We start from the raw sequence: 17,170 nt of genomic DNA on the forward strand, positions 1-17,170 counted from the left end.
GGTTTGTTTATAAAAGTATCAATTTTTTATTATTTATTTTCTGCTTCAGCTGCCATCATACAAGCTGTTGCTATAGAAACTAATTTAGCATCTTCACCATCAGATCTTGAGCAAACAACTACAGGGACTTTGGCTCCAACTATTACTCCACCGAAAGTCCATCCACCTAAGTACTTAGCTGTTTTAAGTAATACATTACCTGCTTCTATAGCTGGTACTATAAGTATATCAGCTTTTCCTGCTACTGGATCATCTATTCCTTTTACTTCCACTGCATGTGCATCTACAGCATTGTCCATCTGAAGTGGTCCACTTACTATACATCCTTTTATTTCTCCTGACTGGTTCATTTTCTGAAGTTCAGTAGCATCTACTGTAGCAGGCATTTTATCATAATATTTTTCTTTAGCACAAATCATTGCTACTTTTGGTTCTTTATTCCCAAGAGCATGTGCTACTTCCACTGCATTTTCTATTATACCCTTCTTCTGTTCCACAGTAGGTGCTATAAGCATAGCTCCATCAGAAGTTAAGAAGTATTTATCAAATCCTTCTTTGAATAATATACCAACATAACTTAGAGTCTTACCTGTTCTAAGATTGTTTTCTTTCTTTACAACAGCCTTTAATATTATTGAAGTATCTAATAATCCCTTCATTACTAAGCTTGCTTTACCAGAATTAACCTGTTCTACTGCCTTTTGTGCTGCATCTGGAAGATCTTCGGCATGTACGATTTCCATATCGTCTATGTTCACATTACCTTCTTTAGCTGCTTTCTTTATAAGATTTTCATCACCAACTAATATAGCTTTAGCGAATCCCATATCGATTGCATTTCTCAATGCTTGTAGAGTAGAGTCGTCATGTGGAGCTGCAACTGCAACTGTCTGTAACTTATCTCCTGATTTTTCTTTTGCTAGATTAATAAAATATTCCTTATTGATCATCTTTTACACTCCTTAGAAAATATATGTTTTATTTTTTATTTACATAACTCTATATAATATATTAACACACTTTTTTGAATTAAAAAACATTTTCCCTATTAATTAATATTTTAATTATTTGCATAATAAAAAAATAAGTTAGGCAATATACTATGCCTAACTTATCATTTAAAAATTATTTTTCTTTTTTATTTATTTTATAAAAATTTTTTCTTACTTATTTTTTATTTTGATTTCAATATATTATCCAATTTTTTAAAAAACGGAACTGATAATATCGACAATATCAATCCTTTTAATAAATTAAAAGGTGCTATAAACCAAAGTACAAATGATAACAAATCATTTACTTTTGGATTTACTGCCTTACCCATACCAATTATTGCATCCATACCCATAAGTTGACCGTAAAATGGTAGCAAGAAGAAGTAATTTACTATTGATCCTACCAAAGTCATCACTATTGTTGCTGCTAAAAATGCTTTAATGTACGATTTAGCATCTCTGTTTTTTCTATAAATCATAGAGCTAGTAACTACAAATGAACCTCCTACTATTACATTGGCAAGCTCTCCTACACCACCAGTTTGTGTAGATGTAATCAAATGCAGTAAGTTTTTTATAAATTCTACCATAAAACCTGCTATAGGTCCTAAGGCAAGTCCAGCTACTAAAGCAGGTATATCTGATATATCTATCTTTAAAAAGCTTGGAAATATAGGTATTGGCATTTCTATAAACATTAATACGAATGATATAGCTGATAATAAAGCTACTTTTACCAATACATTAGTACTGAGATTTCTTTTTTGGTTTCCTGCGACAAAAGTTTGTCTTCCATTTTTTTCACTAATATTTTCCATAATTGTCTCCTTTTTTTTCGAGGGAAAAAAGTCCTGAAGCTAAAGACTTCAGGACAGTAGTAACAATTATTAATTCTAAATAATTCTTCTCACATCCAGACTTTACTGTCGGCTTTGGAATTTCACCAAATCAGCTTACGCTCGCGGGCTATTACCGCCGGTAGGGACTTTCACCCACCCCCGAAGATTAATTTTAATTTGTAATTTAATTATATTAAATTTTTATGGATTTGTCAAATATTTACCGTTTAAATTTAGTGAATATTCTTAGCACTTTTTATACTTTTAGTCTAACTAATCTATTTGAGTAATTTTGAAATATTAAATATTTTTAACATCTTTCATAGATAGTGAAACCTTACCTTTATTGAGGTCTATACCTATAACTTTGACTTTTACAATATCTCCTACAGTTAATAAATCTGATGGATTTTTCACTCTTTTATTTGATATTTTGGAAATATGAACTAGACCATCATTCTTTATACCTATGTCTATAAATGCACCAAAATCAACTACATTTCTTACTGTTCCAGACAGTTCCATACCTTCCTCTAAGTCTTCAATAGACATTACATCTTTTCTAAGAATTGGCTTTATACCACCATCTCTTATATCTCTTCCTGGTTTTTTTATTTCATCAATTATGTCTCTAAGAGTTGCAATACCAACTTCCAATTCATCAGCCAATTTATCAAATCCAATTAACTTAACCCTTCTATCGATATCAGTTAGTTTTCCTAAATACAAATCGTCATAAGTATAATCTAATTTTTTAAGCAATTTATCACAGACTTCATAGCTTTCTGGATGAACTCCTGTATTGTCAAGAGGATTTGATGCATTTGTTATTCTTATAAAACCAGCAGCTTGTTTAAATGCAGCAGGCCCAAGTCTTTTTACTTTTTTTAGCTGATTAATATTTTCAAATTCTCCATTTTCATCCCTGTATAACACAATATTTTTAGCTACACTATTTGAAATACCTGCTACATGCTCCAATAGAGAATATGACGCCGTATTTACATCTACACCTATACTATTTACAGTTCCTTCTACTACACCATCTAATACTTCAGTAAGTCTTTTTTCATTTACATCATGTTGATATTGACCCACACCAATGCTTTTAGGATCAATCTTTACTAATTCTGCAAGAGGATCCTGCAATCTTCTAGCTATTGAAATCGCACCCCTAATAGATACGTTTATATCTGGATGTTCTTCATTTGCAAGCTTTGAGGCTGAATATACTGACGCACCTGCTTCATTTACTATTACATAGTTTATTTCTCTATCAATTTCTGAAATCATTTGAGCTACAAATTGTTCTGATTCTCTTGAAGCCGTACCATTACCTATAGAAATTATATCTACTTTATATTTTTCTATTAGTTTTTTTAATTCTTCTTTTGCTTCCTTTACTTTTTTTTGTGGCTTGGTTGGATATACTGTCGTAAAATCTAAAAGCTTACCATTTTTATCAACTACTGCAATTTTACACCCTGTCCTATACGCTGGATCAAACCCCATCACTACGACATCTTTTATAGGGGCCTGCAGTAATAAACCATTTAAATTTTGACCAAATACTTTTATTGCCCTTTCTTGTGCTATTTCACTAAGATGATTTCTGATTTCTCTTTCTATTGATGGAAAAATCAATCTCTTATAGGCATCCATAGCTATTTCTTTAATTATATCTTCGTTGCCTACATTTTGTTGATTCATATATTTTTTAGAAATTTTTTCTATCATATCACTATCATCAATTTTGATTTTTACAGAAAGTATATCTTCTTTTTCCCCTCTATTTATAGCTAATACCCTATGAGGCAATATTTCTCTTACTCTCTCTGAAAACTCATAGTACATTTTATATACTGAGTCCTCTTCAGTCTTTGCATTAGACTCCACTATCCCTCTTTTTAATGCTTCTTCTCTGATTATCTTACGTATATCAGCATCATCACTCATTATTTCAGCCAGTATATCTTTGGCTCCTGCTATTGCTATTTGAGCATTATCTATATTTTTTTCTGGATCTATAAATGGCTTAGCTTCTTTCTCTATATTTAAATTCTTACTAAGTAATATCATATTTGCCAAAGGTTCTAAACCTCTTTCTTTGGCTATTGTAGCTCTAGTTCTCTTTTTTTGCTTAAAAGGAGCATAAATATCTTCCACTTCTTGCAAAGTCATTGCCTTTTCAACAGCTTTTTCAATTTCATCACTAAGCTTCTCTTGTTCAGCTATCAATCTAATAACATCTTCTTTTCTAGCTTCCATATTCCTAAGATATATAAGTCTTTCGTTAAATTCTCTTAGTTGAACATCTGTCATTTCACCGGTAAGCTCTTTTCTATATCTAGCAATAAATGGTATAGTATTGCCTTCATCTATTAGATTTATTGCATTTTCAACCTGCTTTGGTCTCAATGACATTTCTTTTATCAAAATTCCCTTTATATCCATACTTTCCCCTAACTATAAATCATTTTTTATTATTTTCATTTTCTTTATTTATATTTTGTTTCAAATATTCATACATGAAATTATCTAATTTCCCATCCATGACAGCATCTAAATTAGTATTTTCAGCATTTGTCCTATGATCTTTTACCAGTTTGTATGGTTGGAAGACATAAGATCTTATCTGGCTACCCCAAGTAATTTGTGTGTATTTTCCCTGAATATCTTCTATTTTTTCTTTATTTTCTTCTTCTTTAATGTGAACTAATTTTGCCATCAGCATTTTCATAGCAACTTCTCTATTCATTCTCTGACTTCTTTCATTTTGGCATTGAACTACTACACCAGTTGGTATATGTGTAATTCTAACTGCTGAATCAGTTGTATTTACATGTTGTCCACCTGCTCCTGATGCTCTATAAGTATCAATCTTTATATCGCTTTGATTTATTTCTATCTCTGTATCATCATCCAATTCCGGTACTACGTCAATTGACGCAAAAGATGTATGCCTTTTTCCAGAAGAGTCGAATGGAGACATCCTCACCAATCTATGAACACCTTTTTCAGACTTTAAATATCCATAGGCATTTTCACCTTTTATTAGTAAAGTAGCAGTTTTTATACCCGCAGCTGGATCTGATATTAAATCAAGGAGTTTTACTGTCAATCCTCTAGCCTCTGACCATCTAATATACATTCTAAGAAGCATTTGAGCCCAGTCTTGAGCATCTAATCCACCAGTTCCAGAATTTATAGATACGATGGCATTATTAGAATCATATTGTCCAGAAAATAGCATGTTTATTGTTATCTCTTCTATTTGTTCCTTTGTTTTTACTATTGTATCTTTTAATTGATCTTCTATCATACATTCTTCTTCTGTATCCTCTACTTCTTCAGACATTTCTATCAATATTTCCATATCAGATACCATAGTTTGTATCATATCAAACTCTTCAATTTTATTATTTATATTTTTATTTTCTTGCAAAATAGAATTTGCTTTTTCGCTATCGTTCCAAAAATCTTGTTCTTCTAGCTGTTTTTCTATCTCTTTTTTTCTTATTTTTAGACTATCCAAGTCAAAGAGAAACACCTAGCTTCTCTACTTTGATTTGGATAATTTCGTATTCAGCTTTATATTCCTGAATATTTATCATCAAATTCACCCCTATCAACTTTTTTATTCAACTATTATACCACATATAAAAATTTATTTCTTTGCCTTGATAAACAATATGACAAAACAATGCCGATGGCAAGAACCATCGGCATTAAGTAAAAAGCAACCTATAATTTTCTAGTATGACCCCCAATATGTCAAACTAGATTTTCGACATTGTTATAAATGTAATATTTATATTACATATTTGTTCCATTTTGAAGTTTTCCTGTTTCTTCTGTTTTCTTTATGTTATCTAGAGCTGTATTAACTATATTGTCAACAGCTGTTTCAGTAAAGAAAGCAAAGTGACCTGTATGTATTACATTATCCATAGATCTCAATTTTTCCACTACACACTTACAATATACATCTTCTGGTGCAACCTTTTGATTTACATATACTGTTTCACATTCTAATACATCTAATCCTGCACCTGCAAGCTTTCCACTTTCTAGTGCTTCTATAACATCATCAATGTTTATAAGAGCACCTCTACCTGTATTTATTAGTATAGATCCATCTTTCATTAATTTTAAGTTTTCTTTGTTAATTAGATGGTAAGTATCATCAAATAAAGGAAGATGAAGTGATATAATATCAGCTTCTTTTAATAAATCCTCTAGATTTTCTCTATATTCTAATACATCTTCTGCCTCTGGATTTTTGAACTTATCATAACCTATGATTTTTGCTCCTAACCCTTTAAATAATTTTCCTGCTGTTAAACCTATCTTACCTGTACCTATAATACCAACTGTACATGATCTGACTTCTCTTGCTATATGTCTTTTGTCCCAAGAGCAATCTCCGCTGTCCATAGCTGTTTTTATATGGTTCATATTTCTAAGCAAAGACATCGCTTGTGTTACTGCCATTTCTGCTATTGCATTTGGGGAGTATCTTGGAACATTTGTGATTGCAACATTGTAACTTGCAGCAAGTTTACCATCGAACATATCAACACCTGCTGTTCTAGATGAAATTTGTTTAATTCCATATTCTTGCATCTTCTTGAATATTTCTTCATCCTTTACAGGTATTACTTGTTGAGTTGTAATACCATCGAATCCCTTAGCTTTTTCTATTGACTCAGCTGTAATTAAACCCTTATCCATTACAACTTCAATATTATTTTCCTTAGACCATTTTTCAAAAGCTGGTACTTCATATGGCTGTACATGATAAGCTAATATTCTCATAACTTCCTCCTATTTATACATAAATCATAATAAACTATCATACTAAATAAAATAAAATTTTTATCTTAATTTTATTTAAATAAATATTTTTTTAACATAGTAATTTTTAATAAATATAGCAATGGATAGCCCTATATAGGGCTATCATCACCATATTTATTATTATATATTTTTACTATTATACTTATTTCTAAGATTATTTTCTCATAGCTTCTATTTCACTGATCATTTCTGGGATAATTTTATACAAATCTCCTACTAAACCAAAGTCAGCTACATTAAATATAGGTGCGTCAGCATTTTTATTTATAGCTATTATCATATCTGAGTCTTTCATACCTGCTAGATGCTGTATTGCTCCTGATATACCACAAGCTATATATACATTAGGTTTTACAGTAACACCTGTCTGACCTACCTGATGCGCTCTTTCAATCCATCCAGCATCAACAGCTGCTCTTGATGAACCAACTACACCACCCAATGCATCAGCTAATTGCTTGATTAATTCAAATCCATCTGGTGTTCCTAGTCCCTTACCTCCAGATACTATTATATTTGCATCTGTTAGAGAAACTTTTTCATTCGCAGATTTTACTATTTCTATTACCTTAGTTCTTATATCAGATTCTTGTAATTTAACATCAATTTTTACAATTTCACCTGTTCTACTTTCGTCCTTATCAGCCTTATCCATAACTCCTGGTCTAACTGTAGACATCTGAGGTCTATTATCAGGACATATAATAGTAGCCATGATATTACCGCCAAATGCCGGTCTAGTCTGCATGATTTTTCCATCTTCTGGATCAATTTCTAACTTAGTACAGTCAGCTGTAAGTCCTGTATTTAATCTAGAAGCTATTCTTGGAGCTAAATCTCTACCTATATGAGTAGCACCAACCAATACTATTTCAGGCTTTAATTCCTTTATAGCATCAACTATTACATTTGCATAACCATCAGTTGTATAATTTTTTAATAATTCATTATCAGCTTGATATACTGTTTCTGCTCCGTAGCTTATAAGTTCTTTAGCTAAATGATCTACATTGTGTCCAAGTAAGATTGCATTTACCTTTATACCCTTAACTTGAGCTAATTTTCTTGCTTCTCCTAGCAGTTCGATTACTACTGGAGTAAGTTTTCCTTGTCTCTGTTCAGCATAGACCCAGATGTTCTTGTACTGATTTAGTTCATTTCTCTCCATAATATTCTCTCTCCTATAATCCACTAAATAATATGTACAGCCTTTAGTTCTTTTACTATACTAGCTGCTACTTCTTTTTCAGTTCCTTCTAAGATTACTCCCTGTCCCTTTACTTCTGGCGTAAATGATTTAAACACCCTTGTAGGTGATGCTTTTAATCCAACCTGAGTAGGTTCAATATCCACATCATTGATTGAAAGTACTTTTATATCTTTTTTATAGGCATCAAATATTTTATCTATGTACATATGTCTTGGTTCGTTAAGTTCCTTAACCGCTGTTAGAAGAGCTGGCATCTGTAATTCTATCATTTCATATCCATCTTCTAACTGTCTTTTTACAGTAAGTTTATTTCCATCAACCTTTATGTCTTCAACATAAGTCACTTGAGGTATATCAAGTTTTTCAGATATCTGAGGTCCAACCTGAGCTGTATCTCCATCTATAGCCTGTCTACCTGCAAATATTATGTCATAATCTCCTATTGCCCTTATTCCAGCTGCAATTGCATTTGAAGTTGCCCATGTATCTGATCCACCAAAAGCTCTATCACTTAATAATATAGCTTCATCTGCACCCATAGCTAGGCATTCTCTTAACATTACATCCGCTTGAGGAGGCCCCATTGATATTACAGTTACATGAACATCTTCATTTTTATCCTTTAAGGCTAAAGCTGCTTCTAGCGCATTAGCATCATCTGGATTTAATATACTTGGAACTCCTTCTCTAATTAGTGTATTCGTCTTCTTGTCTATTTTTACTTCAGTTGTATCTGGTACTTGTTTAGCGCATACTATGACCTTCAAATTTCACACCGTCCTCTACTTTAATAATTTTCCTGCTATTACTATCTGCTGAACCTGAGATGTACCTTCATATATTGAAAGTATTCTAGCATCTCTATATATTCTTTCTATTCTGTAGTCCTTAACAAATCCGTAACCACCATGTAACTGTAGTGCCTTATATGCTACTTCATTTGCTATTTCTGCTGCGTAGTATTTAGCCATTGAAGACATTATAGCTGGACTCTGTCCTGCATCCTTCATCTGTGCTCCCTGATATACTAATAATCTAGCTGCTTCTACTTTTGTAGCCATATCAGCTATTGTAAACTGAGTATTCTGGAAAGCTGAAAGTGTTCTACCAAATTGAACTCTTTCCTTAGTGTATTTTATAGCTTCATCTAAAGCTGATTGTGCAACACCAACAGCTTGAGCTGCAACACCTATTCTACCTGCTTCTAATGTATTCATCATTACTCCAAATCCTTTGCCTAACTTACCAAGTAAGTTTTCCTTTGGAACCTTGACGTTTTCAAATATAAGGTCAGATGTTCTTGTACCTCTGATACCCATTTTATCTTCATGAGCTCCATGAGAGAATCCTTCCCATTTTGCTTCTACTATGAAAGTAGAGATACCTTTTGTACCTTTGCCTTTTTCTGTTACCGCTGAAACTATAGCAAAGTCACAGAATGGAGCATTTGTTATCCAACACTTTCTACCATTCAAGATATAATAATCTCCATCTAATTCTGCAGTAGTCTGTGTTGCACCAGCATCTGATCCTGCACCTGGTTCAGTAAGACCAAAAGCACCTACCATTGTACCTTCAGCTAAAGGTTTTAAATACTTTTCTTTTTGTTCTTCTGTACCAAAGTTTATAAGTGGTAATGCAACTAATGAAGCACCTGCTGTTACGTAAGTACCACAAGATGCATCTGCTCTTGATAATTCTTCCATTATTAGAGCATATGATACATAATCTGCACCAGCTCCACCATATTCTTTTGGAACTATTGGGCAAGAGAACTTATATTTAGCTAGTTTATCTACAAATTCCTTAGGCATTTCAACGCCTTCTCTGTCCATTTTTTCAGCTAAATCAGTATCATATAATTCACGCTGGCAAAAATCACTAATTGATTTTTTTACTAATTCATGCTCTTTATTTAGTATCATTTTTAACCTCCAAAATTGATTTTACGCTAAGATTTCAGCGAATGTTTGAATTCTTGTTCTTATTTGTTCTATACTAGTCGTTCCTTGTTCTATTTCTATATACAGATGAGGCATACCTGCATCTTCCATATCTTTCTTGAATAGAGGATAATCATATTCTTCTGGATCACAGAATTTCATAAGTGCGTAAATTACCCCCTCAGCACCATGTTTCTTCGCATCTTCTAGTACCATTTTTCCTCTTAATTTCTTAGGATCATAAGCTAGTGAACATCCTTCAATTTCAGACCACTGCTTAGCAAGTCTTTCAATAGCATTAGATCCTTCTGGTACTAGTGTTCTAAACTGTCTAGTTTCTTGGGCGATATTATCGTAAACTATAGCTATGTTGTTTTCTTCTAGAGCTTTTAATACTTCTTTGTCATCAAGTATTATTCCAGAAGTAACCACTTTCTTTCCCTTGAAATCTTCTTTTGGCATTTCTTTAAGTGCTTCTATTAGTTCTTTAACTAATTTTGTATGTTCTTCTTTCTTCATAAAGTGTCCACTCTTTATTACTACATTTCTATAGTAAGGAGTAAATGTGTTTAGATAATTTGGAACTATCTCAACAAATTCTTGCATAACTTTTCTATGTTCATTGTATATATCTATACTATTTAATAGTGATTCTTCAGTAATTTCATGACCACAAATATCTTCCATTTTTTTCTTTATATCTGTATATTCATCTGCTAGAAAATCAACACCCGCTTGAATTTTTCTACTTTGAGGATATGTTAATCCAATCATAGGTATTTTAACTCCAGATTTCCATATCTGTGACATAGTGATTAAAGTATCACACATACCTGGTATTATTACAGCTGATAATCCATCATAGCTTCCCTTTAGCCCGAATTCTAAAGTTGATTGCATAATTGAACATGCAAAAGCTGGAAAGTATTGTTTTGCTTTTTCGATTTCAGTATTTCCACCCCAAATTGCCATTGGTACCATTCCAGCTGCATGAATTATTTCTTCTGGAGTATACACAGGTAGGCAGCCTACAACTTTTTCTCCTGCATTTAGATAATCCTTCATCATTTCTTTTGGATTATTTGATACATGTTCTAATTTTGAAATTATATCATTTAAAGTCATTATTGAGCGCCTCCTTTATTTTTTCTTTCTTCCATAACTTCTACTAGACCATCTGCTCTAGTTTCAAACTGTGCCTGTGCAAAGTTTCTTGGGTCAGCTTGATCTCCGTCAAATCCTGCATAAGGAAGACCTGTTTCTTCAAATACTCTTCTTTGCATTTCGTATTGGACAAAACTCATCAATTTGCAAGATCTATTCATATGGTAGAAGGCACCATCACAGTTACCATCTTTTAGTGCATTTACTCTGTATTCAACCATTTTTTCTATATTTACATTGTTGAACATTGAACTGTATGCTCTTGCCATTCCATCTAGGTCATTTGCTTCATATACTAAAGCCCAAGCATGAGGATAAACAGATCCAGTCATATTTACACCCTTCTTAGCAAGAGTTTTCATTTTAAATCCTATTGATGGCCAGCAAGGTATACCTTCCATCATTATTCTATACTTTTCTTTACCTCTAAATGAAGATTTACCTTCTTTAGCATTCTGTTCTAATTCTTCTATTAATAACTTAAATGCTTCTGTTGTTTCTTTCTTACCTCTAGCCGCAACTATTGCCGCCATATAATTGAATAAATCAAAACCATTCATTGGAGACGGGAAGTTTCCTTCTGGAAGGCTCATTGAATACTTCCATAACTTACCGTTTTCTGAAGAAATTTTCATTACTTCTTCTAATCTCTTTGGATCAAATTTCTTTCCAGAAATCTTTTCAAATTGCTTTATAGCTTCTTCAAACTGACCTCTCATGTATTTAACTCTCTTGTCAGATATTTCATATTCGAAATTGTAAGGAGTATCTATCATAATTAATGGTATATCCAATTCTCTTGATATATTTTCATACCATTTTATAACTTCATTACAGATATTGTTACAACAACATAAAAAATCTGGTTCTGGCATTGGAAGAGCATCTGAATGTCCCTTTAATAGAACACCAAAGTTTGTTCTAGCATATGCACAAAGGTCATTAGAATATCCTATTCCCTCAGATAATTCGCAAAGCTCTAATGACTCTTTCTTAGCTGCAACACCTGCTGCATGATTTTCTGGATAAAGCAACTGAAGATCAAATATCTCTGCTAATTCCTGTGGAAAAACAGAAGTAGCCCAACCTATTGGTTTACCTGCTTCTTTATCTTTAAATGCGTTGTCATATTGTGCTTGTAACAAATCAGCTATGGCAGTTTTTGCGTCTTTCTTTTGTTCCATTTCATACACCCCCGTCTTGAAATTTATGTTGAAACTTCTATATTATTTATTTATCTTTTGGCAGTCTTTTACTATACCATTTTCCATTAATTTATCAAATTCTGACTGATCTATACCTATTTCACTAAGTATTTCTCTTGAATGTTCACCAAATTTAGGAGCTCTAACATATTCTCCTCTCTTGTTTTCAGTAAACATTACTGGAGTATTATATATTACACCCTCATGTCCGTTTTCATATGTATGTCTAATCAAGTAATCATTTGCCCAACATTGTTCATCATGCAATACATCTACTGGAGTAGCTAGTTTTTCGTAAGGTATTCCAGCTTCTTGCAATCTCTCACACCATTCATCACATGGTCTCTTTATAAATTCTTTCTCCATCATATCAACAAATTCTTCCACATAGTTTACAGCGCTCTTTAATGTGCTGTACTTACTTCCTATTAAGTCAGGTCTTTCTATAACTTTTTCACAGAAACCTGGGAACCACTTGTCATACTGGAAGAATGCTATCTGTATCCACTTATCATCTGCACACTTGAAAGTAGTATTTAATGGGTTAGGTGGTTGACGACGAGTTATTGGCATTTCATAACCATAATCAGCTGCTGATACCATTATACCCATTCCAAATACTGCTGTATGGAATAGTGAAACTGTAACTCTCTCACCCTTGCCTGTCTGTTCTTTCTTTCTTAGAGCTGCTAATATACCAGCTGCTAAACTCATACCTGCATAGTGATCACCAAGCCCTGCTACAGGGTTACATGGAGATGTTCCCTTTTCCATAAGAGACATTGCTACACCACCTCTTGCAAAATATGCTGTATAGTCAAATGCTGGATTATCTTTTGCTGGTCCATTTTCTCCATATCCAAGTAAATGAGCAAATATAATATGTGGAGCTCTTTCTTTTATCGATTCATAGTTTAATCCACTTCTATCAAGTGCTTTTTGTCTAGTATTTGTTAGGAATATGTCAGCTTTATCCAATAATTTATATATAATTTCAACACCTTCTTTTGATTGAGTGTCTATAACTATATCTTTCTTTCCAGAGTTCTCATTTTCAAACATTGGGTTTTCTTCATCTGTTGCTGGAAAACACCACTGAATTCCAACAAATCTCATTGAATCTCCGAATGTTGGTTCAATCTTGATTACTTCAGCCCCCCAATCAGCTAGTAATCTACCGCATACCGGAGCAGCAACGAAATTTGCATACTCGATAACTCTTACACCTTCTAATGGTAAACCTTTTGACATTTCTCTACCTCCTATAATTAAATAAACATAATAGTAAACATAGAAGTTCATAACTTCTTTATTTGTTATTTATAATAGCAACTAATATGCCAACTTTTAAATTTATATATTTTTTGTTATATTTTTATTTATATCTTTAATTTAACTATGTTTTAGCTATAATTTTTTATAAATAATATTTTATAAAATTATAAATATAGATCATTATTTTAGTTTATCTTTATTATTTTTTTGCAAAATACAAATTTTTAACACTAAAAAAGATGAGTTAAAAATTAGGCAAACTCATCTTTTTTAAAAAATATTAATGTATTTTAAGCACAAAAACTAATAATATAAAAGAACTTTGTTTAATTTTAAACTTTAGAACTTAATATAATTAGTTTTTGCAATCTGCAAATTTTTGCATTATGCGAATTATTTTTTGTTTAAATATAAACTTTATATTAAATATATTTACATTTATTTAGCTTTTAAACATTTATTTTGTTTAAATTTACTCACCAGCTTGATCTTCTCCATCTCTAACTCTTTGTGCATGCCACTTGTAATCTGGATTTTCTTTTTTAAATTTCCTGTTTTTATATATACCTATTGTTAAGAATGGAACAATTATAGCGAAAATACCTAAATAACCACAATACCCATATCCATATTTTACAATATTACTTAATCCAGTTAAAGATAACAATATTGCTACTATCATGATTGCACAAGCTGTGAATATTCTTCTTTTTTGTCTTGTTTTTAACCACATTAATTTTTTGTAATCTTCAAATCTATTTACTAGTCCATATATGCAAGTAACACCTGTAGATATTAGACATAGTAGTAAAGAAACTTGATAAGCAACTGCAATAGCTGTACTACCCGTATGCTTAGCTACAAATAAAGTAGGTAATGTCATCTGTCCTGCAGCCTTAAATTCACTAAACCACCCAAGCAACATAGTTACTGCTAATCCCAGTGCTATTGCATTCATTATAAATGATAAAACCATAGACCAAGTAGCTTCTTTTTCATTGCATATTAGCTCTCTTGAAGCTGCAGCAAGTGAAGGTATTACTACTGATTGGAAACCTGCATAAGTAAACACTAGTATAAATGGAGTAAGCTTATTTGCACCCCAAAACTCTCTATTTGTAAGTATTTTAGAAATTTCAGGAGATCTAAGATTTATACCAGTTAAGAAAATAAGTAAACAACATACCAATATAATTATCGACATAATCCCAGCTGCACTTGAAACAACTAATGCTCCATAAATTGTAAGTATTAACAGTACAAAACCTACTAATAAAACAGCTACAAGATAAGGTACACCCATAGTCTTAAATACTGCAGCCGCTCCTGCAATTACTGCACTTACTGCAATTATAACCATTAAATAATAATATATCTCCCATAATATTTCTAATTTTGGATATGGATCCCATAATTTAGTAAATAATTCCTTATAGTTTTTACAGTCATTGTTGTTGTAAAAAACTATCATCTCTCTCATTGTAAAAGTCAATAAGAGCATAGCCAAAATTGCTGTTAGAGGTGCTGTCCAACCGTACTGAACGTAAAATTGTGTTTCTTGATTTCCCGTTGCAAACCCTCCACCAGCATGTGAACCAAATAAAACTGATGCAACACCAAATATTGCACCAAGTGATCCGACTCTTTTTGCTTTTTTCATAACACTTTACCTCCCAATAATTATAATAAAATAAATAATTGATAAATAGACACTAAAAATAATTATGTCAATATATTATCAAGCAATTTTCATGCCATATGTTAATTTTTTAAAATTTACCTTTTATCTATAAAAATGTTTTTTTAATAATTATATAAATAAAAATAACCCTGCAGTTCTCACTTACTACAGAGTTATTTTTATTTATTCGAATTTTTCATTTTTTATACAACATTTTATATTTCTATATATCCACTTTTTATTTTTCTATAGACTGTTGATGGGTTTATGCCAACAGCTTCTGCTGCTTTTGTAATATTTCCATATTTCGCCACTGCCCTTTTAAGGATTTCCTGCTCTACTATTCTATGAGCTTCATCTATATTCATAATATTGTCTATGATGATTTTATTGTCAATATCAACTTCTTCACTAGGATTCATAAACTCACAAGTATGGCACATCCTCTTTTCTTTAAGTGAATCACTTTCTGCTGGAATATTATTCACTTGACCCAAAGCTAAAACTCTCTGAATTTGATCGGAATAAATATTTTCCTGGGCAGATAGTATCACTAATCTTTCCATTACATTTCTTAGTTCTCTTATATTGCCCTTCCAATCATTGTTCCATAAAATATCCTCTGCTTCAGCTGATAATTTTATTTTTCTATTATATCTATTGTTAAAATACTCAATATAATAATTGGCTATTGGAAGTATATCTTCCCTTCTCTCTCTAAGAGGCGGTATTATCAAAGGTATTACATTTAATCTATAGTATAAATCTTGTCTGAATATTTTTGGATTTTTTAACTCCTCTCCAGTTTTATTGGTAGCACATATATATCTTACATCTATCTTTCTAGGTTTAATACCTCCTATTCTGGTTAAGGATGACTCTTGAATAACTCTTAAAAACTTTTTCTGCATTTGTAATGGTAGTTCACCTATTTCATCCAAAAATAATGTTCCACCATTTGCAGCTTCTATTAAACCTACCTTTCCCTCTTTACTAGCCCCTGTAAAAGCTCCTTTTTCATAACCAAATAATTCAGACTCTATAAGTTCAGCAGGTATACTTGCACAATTTATAGCAACAAATGCTTTATCCCTTCTAAGACTTTGATTAAGTACAGTTCTTGCTATTATTTCCTTACCTACACCAGATTCACCAACTATAAATATAGGCGCATCTGAAGGTGCAACTCTCTCGATTATACCTTTTACTTTATCAATCTCTTTGCTATTTGATATATACTCTACTCTATCATCATTCAGCAAACTGCTTGTCTTAGCTAAATTAATTATTCTAGATACATCTCTTCCAGTCAAAACTCCACCCTTTAATCTTCCTGAGGAACCAAAAATTGGTATAGCAGTATATGATATGACCTTACCATTTGGATAAGTTATTTCCTTATAAACATTTTTTTTAGTTTCTATCATTTGTGATATTATAGGATTTTCTACTTTTTTATCACTAACCAATTGTCTAATGTTTTTTCCTAGAACCTCACTTCTTTTGAATGGTAATATTTGATCACATATACTATTCATTCTCTGAAGTACTCCCTTTTCATCAAATATTACCACGATTTCGTCAATATGCTCTATTACATTTGTAATTAGTCTGTCAGATGCAAAATTTTTCTCAAATATATACAATTCATAATCTTGCTCTTCAATATTTACTGCATACATCATGCCTTTTAAAGAAGTTTTTTCAATTTGAAAGTACATAATATTTTCATATTCTGTAGATACTCTCTTAAAATCGATATCTTCTAATTTTGGAAGTTCATGATTTTCTAAGAATTTATCTATAAAAGACATATGATAATTTCTACATACTATTGACGCCCTTTTTTTCCTTAAAAAGCACGGAGTATTTATATTCATAACAATGCTAGTTAATAAGAAATAATTCATATCTTCCTCCATTTATTCTGATTAATAATTATTTAACATATTGAAGCGAAATAATATTTATTGTAATTTTTCAGATATACTTTAGGTA

At 31.7% G+C, this 17,170-nt stretch carries 13 protein-coding genes and 1 riboswitch; all 13 genes read right to left on the reverse strand.

What is annotated here, in order from left to right; genetic code table 11:
- Positions 1 to 29 precede the first annotated feature (29 nt).
- Positions 30 to 950 carry a bifunctional enoyl-CoA hydratase/phosphate acetyltransferase gene (locus tag O0R46_RS08695; RefSeq protein ID WP_269311365.1) on the reverse strand — a complete coding sequence of 307 codons (921 nt, stop codon included), beginning with the start codon at positions 948 to 950 and terminating at the stop codon, positions 30 to 32.
- A 224-nt stretch (positions 951 to 1,174) separates the two neighbouring features.
- Positions 1,175 to 1,813 (reverse strand): ECF transporter S component, encoded by a 639-nt coding sequence (locus O0R46_RS08700; protein WP_331275590.1) that lies wholly within the window; start codon positions 1,811 to 1,813, stop codon positions 1,175 to 1,177.
- A 79-nt stretch (positions 1,814 to 1,892) separates the two neighbouring features.
- A riboswitch (FMN riboswitch) is annotated at positions 1,893 to 2,005 on the reverse strand.
- A gap of 129 nt (positions 2,006 to 2,134) precedes the next feature.
- A complete protein-coding gene (locus O0R46_RS08705; protein WP_269311366.1) occupies positions 2,135 to 4,288 on the reverse strand; it encodes a Tex family protein in 2,154 nt (717 codons plus the stop codon).
- 19 nt (positions 4,289 to 4,307) lie between these two features.
- Positions 4,308 to 5,448, reverse strand: a protein-coding gene (gene prfB / locus O0R46_RS08710) for a peptide chain release factor 2 (protein WP_269311367.1) whose coding sequence is annotated in 2 segments (ribosomal slippage) — positions 4,308 to 5,378 and positions 5,380 to 5,448 — 1,140 coding nt in all. Because the reading frame shifts where the segments join, the coding sequence is not laid out codon by codon here.
- Between the two features lie 202 nt (positions 5,449 to 5,650).
- Positions 5,651 to 6,652, reverse strand: coding sequence for a D-2-hydroxyacid dehydrogenase (locus O0R46_RS08715; RefSeq protein ID WP_269311368.1), 1,002 nt, complete (start codon positions 6,650 to 6,652; stop codon positions 5,651 to 5,653).
- 196 nt (positions 6,653 to 6,848) lie between these two features.
- The gene (locus tag O0R46_RS08720; protein ID WP_269311369.1) at positions 6,849 to 7,862 is read right to left on the reverse strand and encodes an electron transfer flavoprotein subunit alpha/FixB family protein; all 1,014 of its coding nucleotides are present in this window, start codon (positions 7,860 to 7,862) and stop codon (positions 6,849 to 6,851) included.
- Between the two features lie 23 nt (positions 7,863 to 7,885).
- On the reverse strand, positions 7,886 to 8,671 hold the full coding sequence (etfB, locus tag O0R46_RS08725; protein ID WP_269311370.1) for an electron transfer flavoprotein subunit beta: 786 nt from the start codon (positions 8,669 to 8,671) through the stop codon (positions 7,886 to 7,888).
- A 15-nt stretch (positions 8,672 to 8,686) separates the two neighbouring features.
- Entirely contained in the window at positions 8,687 to 9,829 is a 1,143-nt protein-coding gene (acdB, locus tag O0R46_RS08730) for a putative isocaproyl-CoA dehydrogenase AcdB (protein WP_269311371.1), read from the reverse strand.
- A 21-nt stretch (positions 9,830 to 9,850) separates the two neighbouring features.
- Positions 9,851 to 10,972, reverse strand: a complete 1,122-nt coding sequence (locus O0R46_RS08735; RefSeq protein ID WP_269311372.1) for a 2-hydroxyacyl-CoA dehydratase subunit D — start codon at positions 10,970 to 10,972, stop codon at positions 9,851 to 9,853.
- Entirely contained in the window at positions 10,972 to 12,195 is a 1,224-nt protein-coding gene (gene hadB / locus O0R46_RS08740) for a (R)-2-hydroxyisocaproyl-CoA dehydratase subunit alpha (RefSeq protein ID WP_269311373.1), read from the reverse strand. Before hadB ends, O0R46_RS08735 begins: the two co-directional genes overlap by 1 nt.
- A gap of 42 nt (positions 12,196 to 12,237) precedes the next feature.
- Complete coding sequence (locus tag O0R46_RS08745) at positions 12,238 to 13,467, reverse strand: CaiB/BaiF CoA transferase family protein (RefSeq protein WP_269311374.1); 1,230 nt, start codon at positions 13,465 to 13,467, stop codon at positions 12,238 to 12,240.
- 496 nt (positions 13,468 to 13,963) lie between these two features.
- Positions 13,964 to 15,151, reverse strand: a complete 1,188-nt coding sequence (locus O0R46_RS08750) for a YkvI family membrane protein (protein WP_269311375.1) — start codon at positions 15,149 to 15,151, stop codon at positions 13,964 to 13,966.
- A gap of 236 nt (positions 15,152 to 15,387) precedes the next feature.
- Positions 15,388 to 17,082 (reverse strand): sigma-54 interaction domain-containing protein, encoded by a 1,695-nt coding sequence (locus O0R46_RS08755; protein ID WP_269311376.1) that lies wholly within the window; start codon positions 17,080 to 17,082, stop codon positions 15,388 to 15,390.
- Positions 17,083 to 17,170: the final 88 nt, after the last annotated feature.

The organism is Peptostreptococcus equinus (genome assembly GCF_027125355.1).
Taxonomy (GTDB): domain Bacteria; phylum Bacillota; class Clostridia; order Peptostreptococcales; family Peptostreptococcaceae; genus Peptostreptococcus; species Peptostreptococcus equinus.

Bases quoted from the DNA above. Each gene is read 5' to 3' on its own strand.
- O0R46_RS08705 (WP_269311366.1), bottom strand. From the start codon at position 4,288: ATGGATATAAAGGGAATTTTGATAAAAGAAATGTCATTGAGACCAAAG.
- O0R46_RS08715 (WP_269311368.1), bottom strand. From the start codon at position 6,652: ATGAGAATATTAGCTTATCATGTACAGCCATATGAAGTACCAGCTTTT.
- hadB (WP_269311373.1), bottom strand. From the start codon at position 12,195: ATGGAACAAAAGAAAGACGCAAAAACTGCCATAGCTGATTTGTTACAA.
- O0R46_RS08695 (WP_269311365.1), bottom strand. From the start codon at position 950: ATGATCAATAAGGAATATTTTATTAATCTAGCAAAAGAAAAATCAGGA.
- acdB (WP_269311371.1), bottom strand. From the start codon at position 9,829: ATGATACTAAATAAAGAGCATGAATTAGTAAAAAAATCAATTAGTGAT.
- O0R46_RS08750 (WP_269311375.1), bottom strand. From the start codon at position 15,151: ATGAAAAAAGCAAAAAGAGTCGGATCACTTGGTGCAATATTTGGTGTT.
- O0R46_RS08735 (WP_269311372.1), bottom strand. From the start codon at position 10,972: ATGACTTTAAATGATATAATTTCAAAATTAGAACATGTATCAAATAAT.
- O0R46_RS08755 (WP_269311376.1), bottom strand. From the start codon at position 17,082: ATGAATTATTTCTTATTAACTAGCATTGTTATGAATATAAATACTCCG.
- O0R46_RS08700 (WP_331275590.1), bottom strand. From the start codon at position 1,813: ATGGAAAATATTAGTGAAAAAAATGGAAGACAAACTTTTGTCGCAGGA.
- O0R46_RS08745 (WP_269311374.1), bottom strand. From the start codon at position 13,467: ATGTCAAAAGGTTTACCATTAGAAGGTGTAAGAGTTATCGAGTATGCA.
- O0R46_RS08720 (WP_269311369.1), bottom strand. From the start codon at position 7,862: ATGGAGAGAAATGAACTAAATCAGTACAAGAACATCTGGGTCTATGCT.